The 21,408-nt window shown below is 41.1% G+C and carries 20 protein-coding genes; 1 reads left to right on the forward strand and 19 read right to left on the reverse strand.

Annotated elements, in window-relative coordinates; all coding sequences use genetic code 11:
- Positions 1-3: 3 nt before the first annotated feature.
- From I2483_RS16055 to I2483_RS16140, 18 genes are all read right to left on the reverse strand, one after another.
- On the reverse strand, positions 4-981 hold the full coding sequence (locus I2483_RS16055) for an ABC transporter ATP-binding protein (RefSeq protein WP_207278109.1): 978 nt from the start codon (positions 979-981) through the stop codon (positions 4-6).
- Positions 911-1,960, reverse strand: a complete 1,050-nt coding sequence (locus I2483_RS16060; protein WP_346267742.1) for an ABC transporter ATP-binding protein — start codon at positions 1,958-1,960, stop codon at positions 911-913. The genes I2483_RS16055 and I2483_RS16060 overlap by 71 nt, the downstream gene beginning before the upstream one ends.
- Before the next feature lie 25 nt (positions 1,961-1,985).
- Positions 1,986-2,855 (reverse strand): ABC transporter permease subunit, encoded by an 870-nt coding sequence (locus tag I2483_RS16065; protein WP_255550485.1) that lies wholly within the window; start codon positions 2,853-2,855, stop codon positions 1,986-1,988.
- A 49-nt stretch (positions 2,856-2,904) separates the two neighbouring features.
- Entirely contained in the window at positions 2,905-3,825 is a 921-nt protein-coding gene (gsiC, locus tag I2483_RS16070; protein WP_207278112.1) for a glutathione ABC transporter permease GsiC, read from the reverse strand.
- Between the two features lie 71 nt (positions 3,826-3,896).
- Positions 3,897-5,501 carry a glutathione ABC transporter substrate-binding protein gene (locus I2483_RS16075; protein ID WP_207278113.1) on the reverse strand — a complete coding sequence of 535 codons (1,605 nt, stop codon included), beginning with the start codon at positions 5,499-5,501 and terminating at the stop codon, positions 3,897-3,899.
- Positions 5,502-5,542: 41 nt separating this feature from the next.
- Entirely contained in the window at positions 5,543-6,553 is a 1,011-nt protein-coding gene (locus I2483_RS16080) for an asparaginase (protein ID WP_207278114.1), read from the reverse strand.
- Between the two features lie 235 nt (positions 6,554-6,788).
- Positions 6,789-7,739, reverse strand: coding sequence for a bile acid:sodium symporter family protein (locus I2483_RS16085; protein WP_207278115.1), 951 nt, complete (start codon positions 7,737-7,739; stop codon positions 6,789-6,791).
- A gap of 64 nt (positions 7,740-7,803) precedes the next feature.
- Positions 7,804-8,109 carry a Zn-ribbon domain-containing OB-fold protein gene (locus tag I2483_RS16090; RefSeq protein ID WP_346267743.1) on the reverse strand — a complete coding sequence of 102 codons (306 nt, stop codon included), beginning with the start codon at positions 8,107-8,109 and terminating at the stop codon, positions 7,804-7,806.
- Positions 8,110-8,114: 5 nt separating this feature from the next.
- Positions 8,115-9,248, reverse strand: coding sequence for a thiolase C-terminal domain-containing protein (locus I2483_RS16095; RefSeq protein ID WP_207278116.1), 1,134 nt, complete (start codon positions 9,246-9,248; stop codon positions 8,115-8,117).
- The gene (locus tag I2483_RS16100; RefSeq protein ID WP_207278117.1) at positions 9,245-10,726 is read right to left on the reverse strand and encodes an AMP-binding protein; all 1,482 of its coding nucleotides are present in this window, start codon (positions 10,724-10,726) and stop codon (positions 9,245-9,247) included. The genes I2483_RS16095 and I2483_RS16100 overlap by 4 nt, the downstream gene beginning before the upstream one ends.
- A 6-nt stretch (positions 10,727-10,732) precedes the next feature.
- A complete protein-coding gene (locus I2483_RS16105; protein WP_255550483.1) occupies positions 10,733-11,206 on the reverse strand; it encodes a PPC domain-containing DNA-binding protein in 474 nt (157 codons plus the stop codon).
- Entirely contained in the window at positions 11,199-11,960 is a 762-nt protein-coding gene (locus tag I2483_RS16110; protein WP_207278119.1) for an SDR family NAD(P)-dependent oxidoreductase, read from the reverse strand. Before I2483_RS16110 ends, I2483_RS16105 begins: the two co-directional genes overlap by 8 nt.
- Positions 11,961-11,972: 12 nt before the next feature.
- On the reverse strand, positions 11,973-13,295 hold the full coding sequence (locus I2483_RS16115) for a TRAP transporter large permease (protein ID WP_207278120.1): 1,323 nt from the start codon (positions 13,293-13,295) through the stop codon (positions 11,973-11,975).
- Positions 13,292-13,777, reverse strand: coding sequence for a TRAP transporter small permease (locus I2483_RS16120; protein WP_207278121.1), 486 nt, complete (start codon positions 13,775-13,777; stop codon positions 13,292-13,294). Before I2483_RS16120 ends, I2483_RS16115 begins: the two co-directional genes overlap by 4 nt.
- A gap of 17 nt (positions 13,778-13,794) precedes the next feature.
- On the reverse strand, positions 13,795-14,820 hold the full coding sequence (locus I2483_RS16125) for a DctP family TRAP transporter solute-binding subunit (RefSeq protein ID WP_207278122.1): 1,026 nt from the start codon (positions 14,818-14,820) through the stop codon (positions 13,795-13,797).
- Positions 14,821-14,845: 25 nt separating this feature from the next.
- Positions 14,846-16,156 (reverse strand): (Fe-S)-binding protein, encoded by a 1,311-nt coding sequence (locus I2483_RS16130; RefSeq protein ID WP_207278123.1) that lies wholly within the window; start codon positions 16,154-16,156, stop codon positions 14,846-14,848.
- Complete coding sequence (locus I2483_RS16135; protein WP_207278124.1) at positions 16,149-17,561, reverse strand: FAD-linked oxidase C-terminal domain-containing protein; 1,413 nt, start codon at positions 17,559-17,561, stop codon at positions 16,149-16,151. The genes I2483_RS16130 and I2483_RS16135 overlap by 8 nt, the downstream gene beginning before the upstream one ends.
- 161 nt (positions 17,562-17,722) lie before the next feature.
- Entirely contained in the window at positions 17,723-18,832 is a 1,110-nt protein-coding gene (locus I2483_RS16140; RefSeq protein WP_207278125.1) for a CdaR family transcriptional regulator, read from the reverse strand.
- 487 nt (positions 18,833-19,319) lie between these two features.
- Between I2483_RS16140 and I2483_RS16145 the strand changes: the two genes are divergently transcribed.
- Complete coding sequence (locus I2483_RS16145) at positions 19,320-20,477, forward strand: polysaccharide deacetylase family protein (RefSeq protein ID WP_207278126.1); 1,158 nt, start codon at positions 19,320-19,322, stop codon at positions 20,475-20,477.
- Positions 20,478-20,570: 93 nt separating this feature from the next.
- Here the strand turns inward: I2483_RS16145 and I2483_RS16150 are convergent, their stop codons facing one another.
- On the reverse strand, positions 20,571-21,116 hold the full coding sequence (locus tag I2483_RS16150) for a DL-endopeptidase inhibitor IseA family protein (RefSeq protein WP_207278127.1): 546 nt from the start codon (positions 21,114-21,116) through the stop codon (positions 20,571-20,573).
- Positions 21,117-21,408 lie beyond the last annotated feature (292 nt).

A 21,408-nucleotide genomic window follows, 5' to 3' on the forward strand; every position in this document is an offset into this window, starting at 1 on the left:
TAATTAACCCCGTAATTCTTCTGCAAAATGACAAGCTACAAAATGACCTTCGCCTAATTCGCGGAACTCCGGCACTTGATCTTTGCATAATTGTTGGGCAAAAGGACAACGAGTATGGAACGTACATCCAGAAGGTGGATTGGCTGGACTCGGTATATCCCCTTTTAATAAAATTCGTTCTCTTTTTAAAGTAGGATCCGGTATTGGAACTGCACTTAGTAACGCTTTCGTGTAAGGATGAAGCGGCCCTCCAAACAATGCGTCTCGGTCTGTCAATTCAACAAGCCTTCCTAAATACATAACCCCAACCCGATCCGAAATATGTTCAACTACACTTAAGTCATGAGCGATAAATACATACGTCAAATTATACTGTTCCTGTAAATCTTTTAATAAGTTAAGAATTTGTGATTGAATGGAAACGTCAAGTGCCGAAACCGGTTCATCCGCAATAATGAGCTTTGGATTCACTGCCAGTGCCCGTGCAATACCAATACGTTGGCGCTGCCCACCACTAAACTCATGGGGATAGCGATTCGCATGGTACCTATTCAACCCGACAACTTCCAATAATTGGATAACACGGTCCGCCCGTTTTGATTTTTCGATATTATGAACAATCAGTGGTTCTTCGATGATTTCCTTTACTGTTAGCCGTGGGTTGAGTGACGCATAGGGATCTTGGAAAACCATTTGGAATTCTTTTCGGAGCGGGCGAATTTCATCATCCGTTAAATCGGTGATGTCTTGCCCCTCAAAGATAATTCGTCCTTCCGTCGCATCCAATAACTTCATCAATACTCTGCCGGTAGTGGACTTTCCACAACCACTTTCTCCAACGATACTTAATGTCTCGCCCTTTTTTACAGTAAATGACACACCATCAACCGCTTTTACAAACTCTTTCTTTTTACTGAACAGTTTTTTCTTTATCGGAAAATATTTTTTTATGTTGTGTACTTCCAGCAAGTTCTGACTCATCTTGATGCACCTCCTCGTGTAACCAGCACCTAACAGAATGCTTCACTGCTACTTCTTTAAATTCAGGTTCTTTTTCCCAACAGATATCCATTGCAAACTGACATCTTGGGGCAAACTTACAACCTTCCGGCATCCTCGATGGGATCGGAACATTACCAGGAATGGATTGCAATCGTTCTACTCTTTCCCCTATCTTAGGAATAGAAGCCAGTAATCCCTGTGTATAAGGGTGTTTCGGATTAGCAAAGATTGATAGGACATCGCTTTCTTCTACTGCACGTCCGCCGTACATGACCACAACACGATCACACATTTCTGCAACTACACCCAAATCATGCGTGATAAGTAGAATGGCTGTATCAGTTGTTTTCGTTAAATTCCGCATCAAATCCAATATCTGCGCTTGTATTGTCACGTCCAGTGCCGTTGTCGGCTCATCTGCTATCAATACTTTAGGATTGCAAGCCATCGCCATCGCAATCATAACGCGTTGTCGCATGCCGCCCGATAGCTGATGCGGAAACTCATGAACAACTTTGTCCGGACGTGAAATACCAACAGCTGTTAGCATCTCAATTGACCTAACTCTCGCCTGCTTTTTCGACATCTTTAAGTGAAGGATAATAGCTTCTTCCAATTGACGCCCAATTTTAAATACGGGGTTCAATGAAGTCATTGGTTCTTGAAATATCATCGCAATTTCATTGCCGCGGATTTTCCGCATTTCATTCTCGCTGATTTTGACAAGATCTCTGCCTTCATAAAGAATTTCTCCCCCAGCAATCTGTCCAGGAGTATCTTTCAACAACCTCATGATTGACAGGGAGGTAACACTCTTCCCACTTCCCGATTCGCCAACGATGCCAAGTGTTTCGCCTTTTGAAACTTCAAAACTAACTCCATCTACCGCTTTTACAACACCAGAATCACTTGTGAAATGTGTTTGTAGGTTATTTACTTTTAGTACTGATTGATCCACTAGAATACCTCCTTTCAACCAAGTGTCAGTCCTTAATTTTCGGATCGAGCGCGTCACGTAAGCCATCACCTAAAAGGTTAAATGCAAGTACTGTAACGAAAATCGCAAGTCCTGGAAAAACCGTCACATGTGGTGCAATATTTAAATAATCCCGTCCACCACTTAGCATTGCGCCCCACTCAGGTGAAGGGGGCTGTGCGCCTAACCCAAGGAAACTCAAGCTGGCAGCTGTTAAGATTGCTGAACCAATTCGCATCGTAAAATAGACAATAATACTAGATAATGTTCCTGGAAAGACGTGCTTCCAAATAATTCGACGTGGCCTTGCACCTATTGATTTTGTAGCTTCAACATAGAGGGTAGATTTAACAGCTAGCGTGGAACTACGGACAATTCGAGCAAACACTGGCACACTGAAAATCGCGACCGCGATGACAACGTTACTAAGCCCTGGTCCCAATATCGCAATAATACCGATAGCTAACAAGATTCCAGGGAATGCAAGTAATACATCACACATCCGCATAATAATCATGTCGATTTTTCTACCGTAATAACCTGCAATAAGCCCTAAGAATGTTCCTCCAATTGCTCCTAAGAAAACGGACGTCAATCCAACGTATAAAGAAATTTGTGTACCCGCAATAATTCTACTGAAAATGTCCCTGCCATAAGCATCTGTTCCTGCCCAGTGTTGGGCTGTAGGACCCGAAAGTACATTGTCATAATCTGGTTCCGCTATATCGTAAGGCACAAAGTATGGTCCGACAAGCGCTAGTGCAATAAGGAATAGTACAAAAAAGAATGATACAAACGCAAGTTTTTGTTTTTTGAACTTCCTCCAAAACTCAGAGAATGGTGTATTCGATGTGATGTTTTCCAAGGTTCGTTGCATGTATTCTTCTTTTTTAGAAAGCTTTACTTCAACCACTTTGGTCCCCTCCTTACTCATACCGAATCTGTGGATTCAAGATGCCATATAATAGATCAACGATTAGATTAATAACGATGAATTCTAACGCAAAGATCATCATTTCTGCTTGAATAACCGGATAGTCACGGTAAGCAACTGAATCGATTAATAGTTTTCCTAACCCCGGCCAACTGAATACAGTTTCAATGACAACGGATCCTCCGAGTAAGAAACCAAATTGCAAGCCTGTCATTGTAACAACGGGTATCATTGCATTTCTTAAGCCATGTCCCCACGTAACATTGCGTTCACTTAATCCCTTTGATCTGCCTGTACGGATATAATCTTCTTTCAGCACATCCATCAAGGATGAGCGTGTAAAACGTGCAACTACAGCAGCTACACCAGTTCCAAGAGTGAATGCAGGAAGGATATAACTCTTCCATGACTCCATTCCTCCAGTAGGCAGCCAGCCAAGTGTTACTGCGAATAGTTGAATAAGCATGAGTCCTAGCCAGAATGACGGCAATGATAACCCCGAAACAGCTCCGAACATGCCCAAATAATCCTGCCATTTATTTCTCTTTGTAGCCGAAATGACACCAATCACTAAACCAACAATGACCGCCCATGCCATACTCCAAACGGTTAACCAAAACGTTGGCATGAATCGTTCGCCTATTTCTTCGCTTACCGGCCGATTTGTTTTTAGTGAATTCCCCATATCCCCTTTAAACAGGTTCTTCATATAAGTGACATACTGTTCTACAATCGGCTGATCCAAGCCTAATTCCTTTCTAACCATCTCCACATCTGCCAGTGTTGCATCTTCGCCAGCAACTAGACGAGCTGGATCTCCGGGAATCATATGTACGAATAGAAAAATCAGAATGGATACAATCAACAGGATCGGGATAATTTCGAGTAGTCTTTTAATGATGAATCGAAACAACTTAACCACTCCTTTGGTATAAAGATAGAGCGCTATATATTATGTATATATAGCGCCCTTTTATCAATTCATTACTCGATTTCGATATCTGATACGCTCAATGAACCATCCGGTAACAGATAGATTCCTTTTAGATAGTTTTTCTTACCAGCCAATGTATTGTCAGCAGATAAGAAGACCCAAGGTGCATCATTCCATATTGTTTTTTGTGCATCTTCATAAGCTTTTGCACGTTTATCCGAATCTGCTGTTTGCAGACCGTCTAGAATTAGCTGATCCACTTCCGGATTATCATAATAAGAAACGTTATATGACATAGGTGGGAATGCATCTTTTCCTCCGAGAAGTGGACGGATGCCCCAATCTGCATCTCCAGTAGATGGTGACCATCCACCGTAGTATAATTCAAGCTCAGCATCGTCAGGGTTTTGAACAGACCAGATTTTGTCTGATAGTGTACCTGATTCCATTGGTACAACTTCAACATCTATACCGACTTGTGCCAACTGCTGCTGCAAGAATTCCATTGCTTTAATCGCTCCGGAGCTGTTACCGCCCCATAGTTTCGCTTTAAAGCCCTTTTCAATACCAGCTTCTTTTAGCAGGCCTTGCGCTTTTTCAAGGTCGAATGCATAAGGCTCTTGTTTTGAGTAGAACTGAACGTCAGGTGCAATAATAGAATCCAATTCAGTTCCTTGATTGTTCATTACAACTTTAATGAAAGCTTCTTTATTGATTGCATAATTAAGTGCTTGTCTAACTTTAATATCATCATATGGTGCTTTTAATGTATTCATAGACATGTAACGGACAACAATAGAAGGCTTACTTTCTACTTCAATGCCGTTTTTCCCGTTAATTCCCTCTACTTGTTCAGTAGGAACCGGATAGATGAAGTCCGCTTCACCTGTTTGCAACATTGCAATTCTTGATCCGTTTTCCGATACCGGTTTAAATGTGATGGAATCTACTTTCGGGAATCCAGCATTCCAATATTCTTCGTTCTTTTCAATTTTCAAACCTTCACTCGGTTTCCATTCAACAAATTTAAATGCGCCTGTTCCAACTGGATGTCTTGCAACTTCTTTCCCAAACTCTTCTAACGCTTTCGGGCTGTGCATCAATCCAGCTGGGTGAGCGAATGTGTTGATCATCGCGCCGAAAGGTTCTGATAATGTAAATTTCACTTCATATTCATTAACAACTTCTATTTTTTTAATCAATGCGTAAAGGCTATGTCTTTTCAATCCGCTAGTTGGATCTGATAATCTTTCGAAGTTCACTTTTACCGCTTCTGCATTAAAAGGCGTTCCATCGTGGAATTTCACATTTTCACGTAATTTGAATGTGAATTCCGTTGCCTCGGCATTTGCCGAATGCTCTACAGCCAAAAGTGGAATAACATTCATATCTTTATCAAACCCTACAAGCCCTTCAAGCATTGCTTTTTGAGCTGAACCAGATAACGTGTCATTTGTGTCATGTGGATCCATGCCTGTAAAGTTATCTGCTACAGCAATGACAATATCCTTGCCTTCTTTTTTAGCTTTTTCAGCCGGCTTTCCATCCTCTTTACCAGCTTCTTTACTACCTTCTTTTGAATCACTGCTACAGCCAGCCAAAACGATTAGCAGCATTAAAGCAAGTAAAGAAATTAAACCATAAGCTTTTTTCATCTTCTTCTCCCCTTTACTAACATTATTTATGATAAAATGCATTATGCATTTTTCAATGAAAAGACTGGACTTAATTGTCCGATGATTTCCTGCCTTGCGTTCTTCAATTTCGGATAGTGATAGTCATGTAATAACTCACATTGTTTTTCAGTAAGTAAATCGATCTGTTTTAATACTTCCAGTGCAACAGGTGAAGTTGCTCGGCCATTGCCATCCTCGATTTTAATGGCAATTCCAAGACCTGTTTTAAGATCACCGATACAATAAACGCCTTCTGCCCCAGCTTTCCCAAACATTCTTCCGTCTACAATCCTCATGAAATCTGAACAAAAGCGTTCAGTGCCTCCGACCATTTCTGGTGCGGCCATCATAGCTGCAGTCACTTGCTCAATTGCATTTTTTCTTTTTTCAGGAAAAGATGTTGGTTTTGCCATCTTCGCAAAACTTAATGCGAGGTTTTTTAATGGAATGCCATGGACAGGAACTCCACAACCATCAATCCCAATTTCTATCTCATTTATGGGTGTTTCAGAGATATCACTTATTACTTCCATAATTCTTTTTTGAACTGGATGATCCATTTTATAGTAATCTTCCAAACTCTCACCCATATGTTTGGCTGTAGTTAGCATGCCGCTATGTTTTCCTGAACAGTTGTTGTATTCAGGTGTAACTTCCTTACCCGCTTTAATTAATCCTTCATACGCTTCCGCCCAGCGCGGGGGATGAGTGCCACATTTCAAATCGTCGGTTCCAAGGCCTAGTCTAACTAAAATAGTTTTTACCCTGTCAGTATGCTGATCTTCTCCATTATGCGATGCACAAGCTAATGACAGATCAGCTTGATTGAATTGATAATGGTCAGCTGCTCCTGTTTCAACAATCGGAATTGCTTGCAAAGGTTTCATTGACGAGCGAGCAAATGTTACTCTATCCGGATTCCCTTTGGAAAATAGAATTTCCCCTTCACTATTCACTACTGCAATATGTCCCCAATGTTCACTTTCAACATTATCCCCTCTTATTACATCTACTAAATGTTCGGCATCCATAAGTTGCACCTCTAGTTATCTATATTTTCTAATTATAATACCTCATATTACACCCCGTTACAACCCCTTATTTCGAATATGACAACTATTCTAAAAATCTATTATGGGATAATGTGTTGTTATGTGCGCGAACAGGTAAATTGTAGTAGCAACAATGGACAATTTGAACACTTTCCTGATAACTGATAGACTGTACACAAAAAAACCTTTCAAGCCGTGAATGACTTGAAAAGGTTTATGTTTTAGTGATTTTATATTTACTCGCGAACAGGTTGGCCACAATCGCCCCGACGGTTAAATTGATAACCATATTAGCAACCGCAGGGACTGCAGCAAGTGAGCTAACATGCTCCATTGCAAGGGTAGCTGCTAGTGCCGTATTACAAATTCCAGTGTGAAATAAAATCGCACGGTTATTTTCTTCTGGTATTTTCAGTGCTTTAGAAATGAAATACCCTGCCAACATGGGGATAGTCACTTGAAAAAATACAGCTAAGAAAACCAAGGGCAGTATCGATAAGTTTTCCTGCAGTGATGATTGGGCGTTTGAAATGACTGAGAGGACTACTACGAATAAAGCCAGTTGAGATAGTACAGCAGTATATGGTTTCACAAATTCGATTCTCTTAGCCCATTTCCATTGGAGAAGTAGTCCAGTAACAAGCGGGATGAAAACAATATAAATAATATTTAAAAAAAGAGGCCAAAAAGCGATTGGGATCAATTTCCCTGCAAACAGCTGAACGAGTGTAGGTGTTAGTATAGGCGAAATAAAAGTATCCATCGTCGCCATCGTGATGCTCAGTGCTACCTCTCCGCCTGCGATGAATGTATAAATGTTTGCAGAAGTGCCACTTGGAACAGTGCCTGCCAATATAACACCTGTTGCAATTTCCGCATTATCACGGAAAAATAAGTAGGCAACCGCAACTGTGACAGAAACCATAATCGTCCACTTTAAAAGCACCCCCAGGAGCGCATGCTTAGGATTTTTAATGATGGTGAAAAGTTTTTCCATTGAAAGTGACATGCCCATCAATAGAAAAATCATCCCTAAACCAGCACCAGTCAAATCGCGAATTGAAATGAACGCATCAGGAATAAGATAAGCAATGAGCGATAATAAGACAATCCAAATCGGTAAGAATTTCGATATAATCAACGAGGCTGACTGAATCAATTTCATCTATATTCCCCCAAACAACAAAACCTGTATTTGGGACGAAAACAAATCATCCCAAGTACAAGTCCTACTCCTTTTTATATAGAAACGCACCATTTTCAACTTTGTCCAAATCTACTTTGTCGCCAATTTCCACGGGTTCATTCATGCGCACAGTCACTTTTACATTTGCATCATCAAGTTGTATTAATGCAACCGTATATGGTGCAATAGCTGCGAATTCAGCGGGTGCGATATGGATATCAGTGAAACTGTAAACCGTTCCTTTTGGTGAAACTTTGAGTGATCCTAGTTTCCCTTTCCGGCATTTTGGACAGATGTATTTTGTAGACATACTATGGTAGTCGCATGTATTACATTTATAAATGTTCACTCCATTCACACCCTCTCCAAAATGTGTACAGTCGAATAAGAACCTGTACCACCTAAGTTTTGTGCGAGTGCAAGTCGCGCCCCATCAACTTGATTTGGCGCTGTTCCACGAAGCTGTCTCACGAGCTGATATATTTGTGCTACGCCTGTCGCTCCAATCGGATGTCCTCGCGATAAAAGTCCTCCACTTGTATTTACAGGTTTATCACCCGTCGACTTTGTACGCCCCTCTTCAACCGCTTTCCAGCCTTCTCGTTTGTTAAAGAAACCAAGTTCTTCAATTGCGAGTATCTCTGTCATTGAAAAACAATCATGAATTTCGACAACATCTATATCCTCTGGTCCAACGCCGGCTTTTTCATAAGCAACACGTCCGGATTCCCGAATCGCCGGGATGGACAATAAATCTTCGGAGTCTTGCATTTGTGTCGGTCCTGAAGCTTGCGCAGACGAGCGAATATGGATCGATGACTTTTTAGATGAAATCACAACTGCAGCTGCTCCGTCAGTCATCGGTGAACAATCGAACAAACCAAGTGGATTTGTAATAAGACGTGCTTCCATGATTTGATCGAACGTCGCTGGTTTTTGGAATTGAGCTAACGGATTGTTTAATGCATGCTCCCTATTTTTTAGCGCGACCATTGCCAAATGCTTCTTAGACGCACCTGTTTCATAAAAATAACGATTTGCTAGCACGCCGAAAAATCCGGGAAATGTAAGTCCTGCCTGCTTCTCATTTGAATCATTATCCATCGCAGCATTGATTGCCTGTGTAACATCCGCCGTCGAAGCATGCTTCATCTTTTCTACACCGGCAACAAGAACCGTTTCATACTCCCCACTTAAAATGCCCAATACCCCTTGTCTTACAGCAATTCCTCCGGATGCACATGCTCCTTCCACTTTTGCTGTCGGGATAAAACCAAGCCCGAGTTCATTCGCGACGATTGCTCCTAATATTTCCTGATTATAAATGGAGCCGCCCATAAAATTCCCGATATAAACCGCATCGACTTGCGGATTACCCGCATCTTCCAAAGCTTGAATACATGCGTCTAGCAACATGTCTTTCATAGTCCGATCGATGAAAGTACCAAACTGTGTCATCCCAATCCCATGTACATACACATTTGTCATACATTTACCTCCTCATGATTGTCCCGTAGTTCTCGTTTCAATATTTTTCCGTATGAACTTTTCGGTAATTCATCCACAAGATAAATTTCTTTCGGTTTTTTGAAGCTGGCCATATTTTCAATACATAGCGCTAACAGTTCTTCTGTCGTTACAGATGCTGTTCCGTTTTCCACGACATATGCAACGATATTCTCGCCCCACTTATCATCAGGCACACCGATGACGCATGTTTCTTTCACACCTGGATGTAGGCTCAGTACTTCTTCCACTTCACGCGGGTAAATATTAACACCGCCCGAAATAATGACGTCCTTTTTTCGATCTACGATGTGAACATATCCTTCTTCACTCTTCCAACCAAGATCTCCGGTGTGAAGCCATCCATCTATCAACGTATCCGCAGTTGCTTGTGCGTTGTTCCAATAACCTAACATGACAAGTGAACCTTTACATATAATTTCACCGACTTCGCCGTCTTCTACTTCTTTTCCTTCATCATCCACAATTTTCACATTGACGAAAAGTCCCGTCCGACCGCATGATTCAAGATGTGTTCCAAGTTCTTTCTTCGGCATCATCGTAATACACATCGGTGCTTCAACCTGACCATACGTCTCAGCGAAAATCGGTCCTGTTAGACTAAGCGCCTGTTCCAATTTACTTGCAGCAATTGGGGATCCAGCCATATTTATAGTTTTAAGAGTAGACAGTTTAGCAGGATCAAACCGAGGATGCTGAATCATTAAATTGACCATTGTTGGCACTAAAAAAATTATTGAAACAGCTTCTTTGGCCAAGTCATTTACAAATTCTTCAGGTTCAAACTTATCAAACACCACTTGTGTTGAACCGTATAACCAGGCCACGTGTGACAGGAAGTTACTGCCATGAGTCAACGGGGCAACATGACCAATAATGTCGTCGTAATCTGCTTCACAAACAATCGCCAGCGATAAAGCACCTGCAATCATGTTTCGATGAGATAGCATAACCCCTTTTGGATTACCGGTCGTTCCTGATGTATACATGATTGCAAATAAGTCATCTTCGAAAACTTCTTCGACGAAATGATTCCCAAGCTGGGACTGCACTACTTCCTCATATGGTCCGCCAACCGGTAGCACTTCGACATTACTTCCTATTGCATCGATTAGTTCCTTATCGCCAATAATTAGGCTAAGCTCTGCATCCTGAAGCATATATTGATGCTCTTTCGGATGTAAACGGTAATTTAAAGGGACTTTGACAAGGCCAGCAAGTGCAACAGCAACATCCAATTCGATATGTTCAAGGCGATTCGCCATCAGGATACCTATTCGGTCTCCTTTCTGGAATCCTTTGTTATGAAAGTATGCTGCCAGTGCATGTGCACGTTCAATCATTTCTTTATATGATATGGACCTATACTGGTCTTTTACCGCGACTTTGTTTGGATAAGCGGCGGCAGATTTCATAGCTAGCTGCGCTAACGTTTCCACTAGTACTCACTCCTTCTTTGAAAATTGGAAAACAGGAAGACCATATATTTCATCATTCCCCCGTTGCATTTTTACCTTTGGCAGTGGAAACAGTATAAATTCAACTGTCACGGCAACTGGATTTTCACCATGTATAAAATGCCCACCAGTTATTTTTTGATTACAATCAACGAATAAGCCATGGAAGTGGACGTCGAGTTCCCCTTCCTGGTCTATACCGACAAAACCTGTTCCCGATAATAGCTCAACGGCGGTATCACTCTTTACTTTTGGTGAATAGCTAAGCACCCCTTGATCTGTCTCTTCCAGTTGTACATATGTAGCATGTAATAGAGACCCCATACATTGAAACTGGGCTGCTTCTAAGTTGTTATTACGGCATACTTCCTTTATTCCTTCAAGCAAATCGACATCTTTTGTCAGGCGACCAACAATGCGTCCTGTTTCAGAATCGAGAACTGCTTGAATTCGTTCAGCCAAAACTGTTTCCACCATCGACTTTTAACACTTGACCCGTTGCATAACTGGATTCTGGAGAAGCAAAGTACAGGACGGCCTCTGCGATATCTCCTGGTGTACCCATCCGCTTTACAACTTGCTGGCTTAGATCATATGCGACACCTGCCGTGATACCCGTTGCTGTTGCACCCGGAGCGACTGAGTTGCACGTAATCCCATGCCCGCCAAGTTCTTTAGCAACCCATTTCGTTAATGCAATGACTGCCCCTTTAGATGCTGAATAGGCAGGACCCGAACGACCCGAACTATCATCTTGGCCCGAAACAACTCCACCATTCATGCCTGAAATCGAACTGATATTGATGATACGGCCATATTTTTGCTCCATCATATGTGGATAAACGACAGCTTGTATAAACAAAAATGCCGCTTTGACATTCGTATCCATATCACGTTCCCACACATCAAGTGTCATCGTGTCAATTCCGAGACGACCACATGTCCCAGCATTATTCACCAATATATGTAGTTCTCCGAACGTATCTGAAGCACGTGCAACACTAGCTTTAACGAACTCTGGATCCCGAATGTCCCCCAAACATTCCAATACTTTAGCATTCGGATTTTGTTCCCGAATTGAATCGATTGTTTTTGCACAAGAATTCAAGTCGACCAAAACAATATTCGCGCCTTCCCTCGCAAGATAAACCGCCGATTCTGCTCCAATACCACTTGCCGCACCTGTAATGATTGCCGTTTGTCCATTTACTCTCATTCTGTCATCCCCTTATTTAATATTTAATAAATCTGGTAAAAACGTTGAAAACCACGGTACAAATGTAATCAGCAACAATATAATGATTGAAGAAGCAACAAATGGAAGAACACCCCTTGAGATCTCCCCTAATGTCGTATCGGAAATTCCCGTCGCAACATATAAATTTAGTCCTACTGGTGGTGTAAAGAGCCCTATAGCCAAGTTCACTGTCATGAAGACACCAAACACTGTGGGATCAACTTCAAATAAAATCATGATTGGCAATAAAATCGGAATGAAAATATAATATGCTGAAATCGCATCAATAAACATCCCTGCAATTAACAGTAAAACGTTGATGAGTAATAAAATGATAATTGGGTTGCTTGATAGTCCAAGCATGGCGGCAGATATTTGAGAAGCAATTTGCTCTGTCGTAATGATATATGCATAGACAGAAGCAGCACTGACGATAAACATAACAACTGCCGTTTGAATTGAAGAAGCCACTAAAATAGCGTACAACTTTTTCATATTCAATTCTTTATACACAAAGAACCCAACGAACAATCCGTAAAATACTGCGACAACTGCCGCTTCAGTAGGTGTAAAGAAACCACCGTAAATACCGCCTAAAATGATAACAGGAATTAACAAGCCCCATAGTGCATTCGTAAATGCTTTCAAGCGTTCCTTTGCTGAAGCAGGTTTCATAGGGACGAAGCCTTCCAATGGTCCTTCTTTTATTTCCTGACGCCATCTCACCCACATCGCCGCTAAAATGAACCCAACCCCTAGCATCAATCCTGGTATAACACCTGCCATAAACAAGCGGGCAATGGAGATAGGGAGCTGATCACCTGCGACAACTGCAAATACGATGAATGCAATACTTGGTGGAATAATAATTCCAATTGCCCCGGAACTTGCAACGAGAGCACCAGCTGTTTCTTTCTTATAGCCACTTTTCACCATCGCAGGAACTAAAATTCCTCCGATTGCAGCAACGGTTGCCGGACCCGATCCAGAAATTGCAGCAAAGAAAATTGCTGTCATGACCGTTACAAAAACAATCCCACTTTTTTTATGCCCAACAAGCGCTTGTGCAAAATCAATTAATCGCTTAGAGATACCGGCCTGTTCCATAATGACACCAGCTAAGATGAAAAATGGGATAGCGAGAAGTGTGAATTTCGAAATACTCGTATACATAATATCAGCAACGAGTTCTAGACCAAATATTCCACTACCAGTAAATAGCACCGCAATTGAAGAAACCGCTAACGCTACAGCTATCGGTAAACGGAGCATAACGAGAAGGAAAAACAGACCAAATAGAATTATAGCCATCATATTTTTTGTTCCCCCTTCACGTTGTGCTCACGATATTCTTTCACCGTTACTTGAAGAGTCCGATACAAACAAAGTAATGCGCCGACAGGCATTGCCAGCGAAAACCACCATTGAGGCCATCCAAGTGATGGCGTTCGTTGGCCCATTTCAATTTGAAACGATACCATTTGAATACCAAAATATAGTAAAGTGCCAAATAACAACACCATCATCAACCCAACAAATAACGTCATAACCCTTTTAAGTGAATGATTCACCCGATCATAGATTAACGTAAAACCAAGGTGTGCGCTTTGACGCACACCTATGGCAGTTCCCACAAACGTTAATAAGACAAACAAATTGACTGTTATTTCTTCCGTAAAAGAAAGGGAATAATTTGCAAGCCCTCTCGAAAGGATATTGACAAATGCAATGATGGACATGACAGCTAAGACTATTGCAACAATCCACTCTTCTAATCTGCTAATCACTTTATCCATTCATATTCCCTCCGATATTATTGATCCTGGAATGCTTTTAGCAAGCCTTCGCCCCAAATACTTTCATATTTTTCATAGATTGGTTGTACTTTTTCAGTAAACACAGCCAACTCAGCCTCTGTTGGTTCGTAAACTTGCATTCCAGCTGCTTTCAATTCTTCAATTTGTTTCGATTCTTTGTCACGTGCTAGTTCTACTTGATACGCAGCTGCTTCTTTACCAAGCTTCGCAAACAACTCTTGATCAGCTTCACTCATTCCATCAAACAACTTTTTATTTATGCCTAATACTAGTGGATCATACGAGTAATTCCACATTGTGATGTAATCTTGAACCTCATTAAGTTTTGATGAATGGATAACATCGATTGGATTTTCTTGCCCACTAATTGTGCCTTGTTGAAGTGAAGTAAACACCTCTGAGAATGTCATAGTAGTTGGATCCGCTCCTAGTTCACGATAAAGGTCTGTATACATCGTGATTCCTGGAATCCTGATTTTCAATCCTTTCAAATCGTCAGGTGATTTAATTTCATGTTTACTATTCGTAATTTGACGGAAGCCATTTTCACCAAATCCTAATGCATGTACACCTTTCTCACCTAAAATCTTACTTAGTTCTTCTCCGCCTTTTCCGTTAAATACTTTGTCAACGCCATCTGTATTTTTAAATAGGAATGGTGCACTCGCAACACCTAAACGAGGATCTAAAATCGAATAAATGATTGTCGAGTGAAAACTCATATCTGTTGAACCTTTTGCCAGTAGCTCTACACCCTTACCTGAATCTCCACTTGATAATTGCTCATTCGGGAACAAGTCGATTATAATACGACCATCCGTTTCTTCCTTCATATCATTCGCTAGTTTTTCAGCCGCTTGGTACCAAGTGGAAGAGTCATTGACCGTCACCGACATTTTTAATTTATACGCTTTGTCATCCGCGGCTTCTGCTGAACCACCTTCATCCGAGTTACAAGCACTTAACATCAACATTCCCGCTAAACCGATTGCCGCCATTGACCAAGCTTTTCTTTTTTTCATCCAATATCCCTCCAATTATGTGGTGTCAAAACATTTTCTCGTGAATAAAATCAACCAAATGCATTGCTCTCGTCGTTGTCGAGAGTCCTTCACGTTCAACCCCTACTTTCATCTGCAATAGACATCCAGGGTTTGTCGTAATAATTGTACTTGCTTGGATCCTCTTCACCTCTTTCATTTTCGACTCTAAAATGCGGGTTGCCATTTCGGGTTGAAGAATATTATATATACCGGCAGAACCACAACACAGATCCGCACCGGGTAATTCCACGAATAGACTATCCTTTATAGCTTTCAATATGGTACGGGGCTCATCTTTAACCCCGTTTACATTTCGCAAATGACATGAATCCTGGTAGGTAATTAACTCCAATGTTTCTGTTGGTGGAATGTTTTCTAAGTACTCAGTAATCCCTAGTTTTACAAATAAAGAGGAAATATCAATCTGCTTAGTCGCAAAATGCGTAGCTTTGTCAAATAGGAGCGGGTCATCCGCAAACAATCGATCATATTCGGATAAAAACGAACCACAACCACCAGCGTTGTTGACGATGAAATCGATTTGGTTGATCTCAAACGCTTCCAAATTAGCTTGAGCATTGCGCTTAGCTTTGTCCATTTCTCCACTATGACCATGTAAAGCACCGCAACATTGCTGCATTTTTGGAACAATGATTTCACAACCAAGCTTCTGCAAAATATCAATCGTATTTCGATTAGTTTCCTGGAATAGTGTATCCATCAGACATCCAGTAAAGAAAGCTACCTTCACTTTCACCGCAGATTTTTCAACCACAGTACGTTTTCGTTTTGGCGGACTTGGCAAGACCCGCTCCATATCTTTCATAAATGGTGGGAATAGCTCTAAGAACCCAATTTTCCGCGCCACCTTCTGTAATCCTGACTTTTGATAAAACGTCACTAGATTGACAGCTTTTTTCATTTTCCGTTGATCTGCAAATAGATGATCAAAGGCACCTTTTCGGACCAATTTTTCTTTTAAAGCCCGCTTGTTGACTGAAAGAATTGCTTCCCGTGTTTCTTCAATTAACGTGCCATACTGCACACCTGCCGGACAAGCTGGTTCGCAAGCACGGCAGCCAAGACATAAATCGAATGCCTCCTCAACTGAACCATCCCACTCGACAACACCATCCCGAACGGCTTTCATCAGTGCGATTCTTCCTCGTGGTGATTGTGTTTCATCGAAACCAGAATGGATATAGGTCGGGCATGCGGGGAGACAAAAGCCACATCGCATGCAATCCATCAATCGATCATCATCAACATGAGTAACAAATGCTTCACGCATCTTTTCTATATGCGGGCTAACCATGTTGAACCACAACTCTTTTTTTCGTTTCCTTGGCAAAGATTTTTCCAGGGTTCATAATATTATAGGGATCCAGTGATTGCTTAATATTCTTCATCACATCAATACCTGATGCCCCGATTTTCCATTCTAGATAAGGTGATTTCATCTCTCCGACACCATGTTCGCCTGTAATCGTCCCTCCAAGCTGAATCGCAACTTCGAATATCTCACTAAATGCAGCTTCAACACGAATCATTTCTTCCTCATCCCGAGCATCTGTCAAACAAGTTGGATGAAGATTTCCATCCCCGGCATGCCCAAATGTACAAATAAGGAGATTGTACTTTTCAGCGATTCGTTGAATTGCCTTCACCATATTCGCAATCTCAGATCGGGGTACTGTAGCATCCTCCAATATTGTCGTGGGCCGTTTTCTAGCAAGCGCTGACAATGCGACTCTACGGGCCACTCGCAGATTTTCCGCCTCCGCTTCCGTCTGTGCAATCTGAGTGGATGTTGCTTTTTTCTCCATACAAATCTGGTGCATAAGCGCGATATCTTTCTCCACAACTAGCGGATCCCCATCTTGTTCAATTAGAAGCATTGCCTCACAATCAATCGGCAGCCCTATCTTCATAAAATCCTCAACCGTTTCAATCGTCCCTCTATCCATAAATTCAAGGGTAGCCGGTACAATCTTTGCTGCAATAATAGACGATACAGTTTCAGCCGCGTCCTCCAAACTGTCGTAAAATGCAAGTAATGTACGTTTGGTTTCTGGAGATGGAATTAATGACAGCGTAATTTCTGTAATGACGCCAAGTGTTCCTTCTGAACCAACGTACAGGCTCGTTAAATCATAGCCCGCAACATCTTTCGCAAGCTTTCCACCGGTTTTAAGTAGCTCACCATTTGGCAAAACAATTTCTAATCCTTTGACATAATCTCGAGTAACACCATACTTCAACCCTCTTAGACCGCCAGAGTTTTCACTGACATTGCCACCGATGGTAGATACGTTCATTGAACTTGGATCAGGTGGATAAAAAAGTCCTTTCGGTTCAACAAGTGCATTAACTTCCCTAGTAATTACTCCAGGTTGAACCGTTATTGTTAAGTTCTCTTCGTCAACTTCTATTATTTGATTCATTCGATTAAATAATAGTACGACTCCGCCAGACGTTGGCACCGTTCCAGCTGCTAGGTTCGTTCCTGAACCACGCGAAATGATAGGTATTCGATATTCCGAACAAACTTTGACAATTGCTTGAATTTCTTCAGTTGAACTTGGGGACAAGATTAAATCCGGTAGCGCCTGAAAGTTAGCAGTTGCATCATACGAATACGCAAGTTTTTGCGCTATCGATGTTTTTGCATATGCATTACCCGTAATCGCAATTAGTTTCTCAAGAATATGCTCATCCACTCGAAAGCCCCCTTACGCTCTAAATAATTGATTACACTTATTCTACTATTCGGATGATTTTGATGATATGGTTGTATACACAATGTTTCACCCTTTTTTCATTCATATTATTGTGAACCCAAACAAAAAAGCATCCTATAATTGGATGCTTTTCGAAATAACTATTCATTTTTAGACTCTTCTATAAACCGTAGACCTAAGTAAATAAGAACGACATCTTCAATTCTATTAACAGATAGGCCTGTTAATTGCTCCACTTTTTGAAGACGATATGTAAGTGTATTCTTGTGAATATGAAGTAACTTTGCTGTATTTTGCATAGATTGATTTTCACTAAACCAAACATGTAAATTATGTAGAAGTTCTTTATCCTCCCGTAAAGGTGCAACTGTTCGACGGACAAACTCTTCTTTCGTATTTTTTTGAATACCGTCTAATATTAAGTCGAAACGTAATTCATGTTCAAATACAATTCGCTTCATTTTTTTCGACACTTCAGTTGCCCGGTCAGCCTGATTAAACGACTTCATCATCTCATCGTAATGTACGGGTTCACCAATGCCTACCGCTAAATTGATTCTCATTTTTCTTTTCGCATGCAGAAGTACATTCCCAAGTTCATTTCTCAAATTTTCTTGATCAATCTTCGGAAGCAATAGAAGGATTTTTCCTTCTCCCCAACGAATCATTTTAGCAATTTCATGTACATTTTGTATAGACATTAAATACTCTACGTCCCCGATGCTAAATTGATTTCCCGCAGTCATCGATTCAATCACCACAACTTGCTTATACAATTCTACTTCTATTCCTAATAAGGTAGCTCGTTCCGTAAATCTTTTATCTTTTGTTATGGAAGTAAGCCAATCAAATACAAAAAATTCGAGTTCTCTTACTTTATCTTCTTTTTCTTTGCGTTTTAAAGAATCCTGTATGAATAACTCTACTACTCTTAGAATTAGTAAAGCTTGCGGCTCAATTTGATCCGGTTCACCCGTTATACCCAAAACAGCGATAGGTTTCCCATCAATGATAATAGGTAATACTACTCCTCTTCTTACACCACGCAGATTTTCTACTTCCTTGTCAGTCATGTAAAGCATCCGCTCTTGCCGCAAACTAAGTAGTGCACCTTCATGAAACTGATTTATTCTAGTTGAATCTGTACTCGCTTGGATAAATCCCCTTCGATCTGTCAATACCACTTGCTCCTGTATTAGACGGGAAAGCTCCCCGACGATTTCATGCCCCAATGTATCGAACTGAAACATTTAGCAAGCCTCCATTCTATCGGTTCCAAACATATTCTTTTAATTAGAGTTCATTAAATTTCTTCTCCCCCAATAAAGCAAAGTTAAATGAATGCCCTTCACGCTGAAGTATGAATGTTGGACCGTTACCTCTAGGGTTAGTAAAACTTAGAATGAATATATTTCATCTTAACTGAATTACTAGTTTATTCTAACACTATTTACCCAATAAAAAAAAGATAATACGTTAGTTATAACCGTCCAACTTCTTATTCTTTCGACAATAAACCGCTTCATTCTACACTGTGGATAAAGTTATTAACACCCCCACAACTGAATTATCTGTATTTGCTAACATTTCAAACAAGTTACACACATGATATCCACCGCTTTTGTGGATAAGTTTTGATTATTCTATACTTATACACCATTCCAATTATCCCTTGCTAGTTTCTCCCACTCTATCTATCATGGAGAGAGAAACTAGACTAAAGGGGCATAAAAGAGATTGAAAAAGTTTATACTGTTATCACTACTATTCTTTCTAGCATTTGCAATCTTCACAGAATCGCCTGAAGCATCAACCGTAAAATCGATAAAACTTACCGAAACCACTCCTGTTTTCGATGACTATCAGAAAGTCGCTGTTTTCCTAAAAGGCGCTTCGCACACCGTGGTGGATGAATCAAACCTTTATTACCATACAGTCATCGGTAACGATCAAGTTAAGTTCTCGAAAAAGAAAGCAATCATTAGTAAGGAGACCCCGAATAACTGGAAAGCTTCACATCCAGTTCGGGCCAAAACGTCAAAACCCGTACAAGTCTTGGATCGCCCAGCAGTTAAAGCGAAGAGCATTGGACAGATCCAACCGCATATGACGATTAATGTACAAAGATTAAAGGGTAATTATTACCCCGTCTTACTAGGCGGTAAAATAGGGTATATACATAAGAACGAGTTATTAATCGAGTCAGGTATCCCTGTTTTGATGTATCACGATCTTGTACGTAACAAAACCGATCAAAACACATCAACGCTAGAAATTGCTAAATTTAAAGAACAGATGGACTATTTGAAGGCAAACGGCTGGACCACGATTACCCCACAACAACTCGAGTCTTGGGTTGCAAAAAAGGGGTCACTTCCAAAGAAATCGGTCCTTATCACATTCGATGACGGCTATAAATCAACAATCGACTTGGCCTATCCTATTTTGAAAAATCACGGATTCCAAGCCACCTCGTTCCTGATTACAAGTCGTATCAATCGGCAGGGTGTAGTTTCTGAAATGGACATCCTCCAAACACAGGACGTCTATTCCTACCAAAATCACACACATTTATTCCATATGTTCAACTCATTTACGAATTTAAGCCTTTTGCAATATGAATCGGAATCAGCAATCTTTGAGGATATCCAACAAGCAAATAACGCCATCGAACAGATTATTGGCGGTGACTATCAAGTCATGGCCCACGCATATCCGTATGGCAAACGTAGTTTAGCAGCGATTCACGCCCTACAAGAAACTGGAATAACCAGTGCTTATACAATTGATGAAGGCAATGTCTTCCGAGGCGATTCCCTCTTCGAACTAAAACGTCAGCGTATCCACTCCAACATGAACTTGAAGGACTTTGCGAATAAATTGCAGGGAAGATAAGCTTTCTAAGCTTGATGACAGTCATCCAGGACACTATACCCATAATTTCAAAACATAAAGACCTCTTCCAACTTATGGAGAGGTTTTTATGTTTTACTTCTTATATTCCGGAAGCTTACTTATACGCCAACCAGATTTCCTCACGTATTCGTATGTAACTTTGAACGTATCAAATGAGCCTGTATAACCCACGGGCACACTCACTTCGAATACACTTTTATTCTTTTTCGATTTTACCTCTTTTGCTGTCGCCTCACTCCACTGAAGAAGCGAACCACCATCGGCTTCTACCTGCGCCAACCTCCTTTTTTGTTTAATAAAGTTTTGGTCCTTGATGAACTGTTTGGCAACTTTTTTTGTCACCGACTTCTCAAGTTCGATCCTTAATTCCTTCTTCGTATCCACATTCCCTGCCATATAGCGATATGTCTTCCCTTTATAGTTGAACCTCTTATATTCCCCTTCTGTATAGACCCCACCGGCTTGCACAAGACTCGCTGTCGATGCCCAACTTGCGGCAATCTCCACCGCTTTTTCCGGATGAACTTCACTTATTTTCACCTCGGCAATACCCGATTCCTTGCATGCAGTACATACCAACAGCACTAGCAATACACTAAGTAGCCAAAACTTTTTCAACTCAATGCCCCCTCCAATACGCTCCATATGTCCAAATTAGGTGTAGGTCCTGCCAATTATCTATATGCGAGCGAGGGGAATGATACGTATTTTGTTAAAGAAAAGCGCAAGCGCCTTGGTAGACCCGACAAGCGCTGGAGGGCCTTAAGTTAAAGGCGCTCTTTGCCTTTAACCTTAAGGACCGAAGCGACTCGAGGGGCTAGGCGCTGGAGTCTAGACAATTAGAAAAGCGCAAGGCGCCGTCCAGCTCCGACAGGCATAAGACGGTTTGCGAGGAGGGCGTACTTCAGCC

This window comes from Sporosarcina sp. E16_3 (genome assembly GCF_017347125.1).
Classification (GTDB): domain Bacteria; phylum Bacillota; class Bacilli; order Bacillales_A; family Planococcaceae; genus Sporosarcina.

What these genes read in the sequence shown, in the direction of transcription:
- I2483_RS16095 (WP_207278116.1), bottom strand. Translation starts at nt 9,248, where the DNA reads ATGACAAATGTGTATGTACATGGGATTGGGATGACACAGTTTGGTACT.
- I2483_RS16075 (WP_207278113.1), bottom strand. Translation starts at nt 5,501, where the DNA reads ATGAAAAAAGCTTATGGTTTAATTTCTTTACTTGCTTTAATGCTGCTA.
- I2483_RS16080 (WP_207278114.1), bottom strand. Translation starts at nt 6,553, where the DNA reads ATGGATGCCGAACATTTAGTAGATGTAATAAGAGGGGATAATGTTGAA.
- I2483_RS16130 (WP_207278123.1), bottom strand. Translation starts at nt 16,156, where the DNA reads ATGGTTAGCCCGCATATAGAAAAGATGCGTGAAGCATTTGTTACTCAT.
- I2483_RS16120 (WP_207278121.1), bottom strand. Translation starts at nt 13,777, where the DNA reads ATGGATAAAGTGATTAGCAGATTAGAAGAGTGGATTGTTGCAATAGTC.
- I2483_RS16110 (WP_207278119.1), bottom strand. Translation starts at nt 11,960, where the DNA reads ATGAGAGTAAATGGACAAACGGCAATCATTACAGGTGCGGCAAGTGGT.
- I2483_RS16055 (WP_207278109.1), bottom strand. Translation starts at nt 981, where the DNA reads ATGAGTCAGAACTTGCTGGAAGTACACAACATAAAAAAATATTTTCCG.
- I2483_RS16065 (WP_255550485.1), bottom strand. Translation starts at nt 2,855, where the DNA reads ATGCAACGAACCTTGGAAAACATCACATCGAATACACCATTCTCTGAG.
- I2483_RS16085 (WP_207278115.1), bottom strand. Translation starts at nt 7,739, where the DNA reads ATGAAATTGATTCAGTCAGCCTCGTTGATTATATCGAAATTCTTACCG.
- I2483_RS16115 (WP_207278120.1), bottom strand. Translation starts at nt 13,295, where the DNA reads ATGATGGCTATAATTCTATTTGGTCTGTTTTTCCTTCTCGTTATGCTC.
- I2483_RS16140 (WP_207278125.1), bottom strand. Translation starts at nt 18,832, where the DNA reads ATGTTTCAGTTCGATACATTGGGGCATGAAATCGTCGGGGAGCTTTCC.
- I2483_RS16125 (WP_207278122.1), bottom strand. Translation starts at nt 14,820, where the DNA reads ATGAAAAAAAGAAAAGCTTGGTCAATGGCGGCAATCGGTTTAGCGGGA.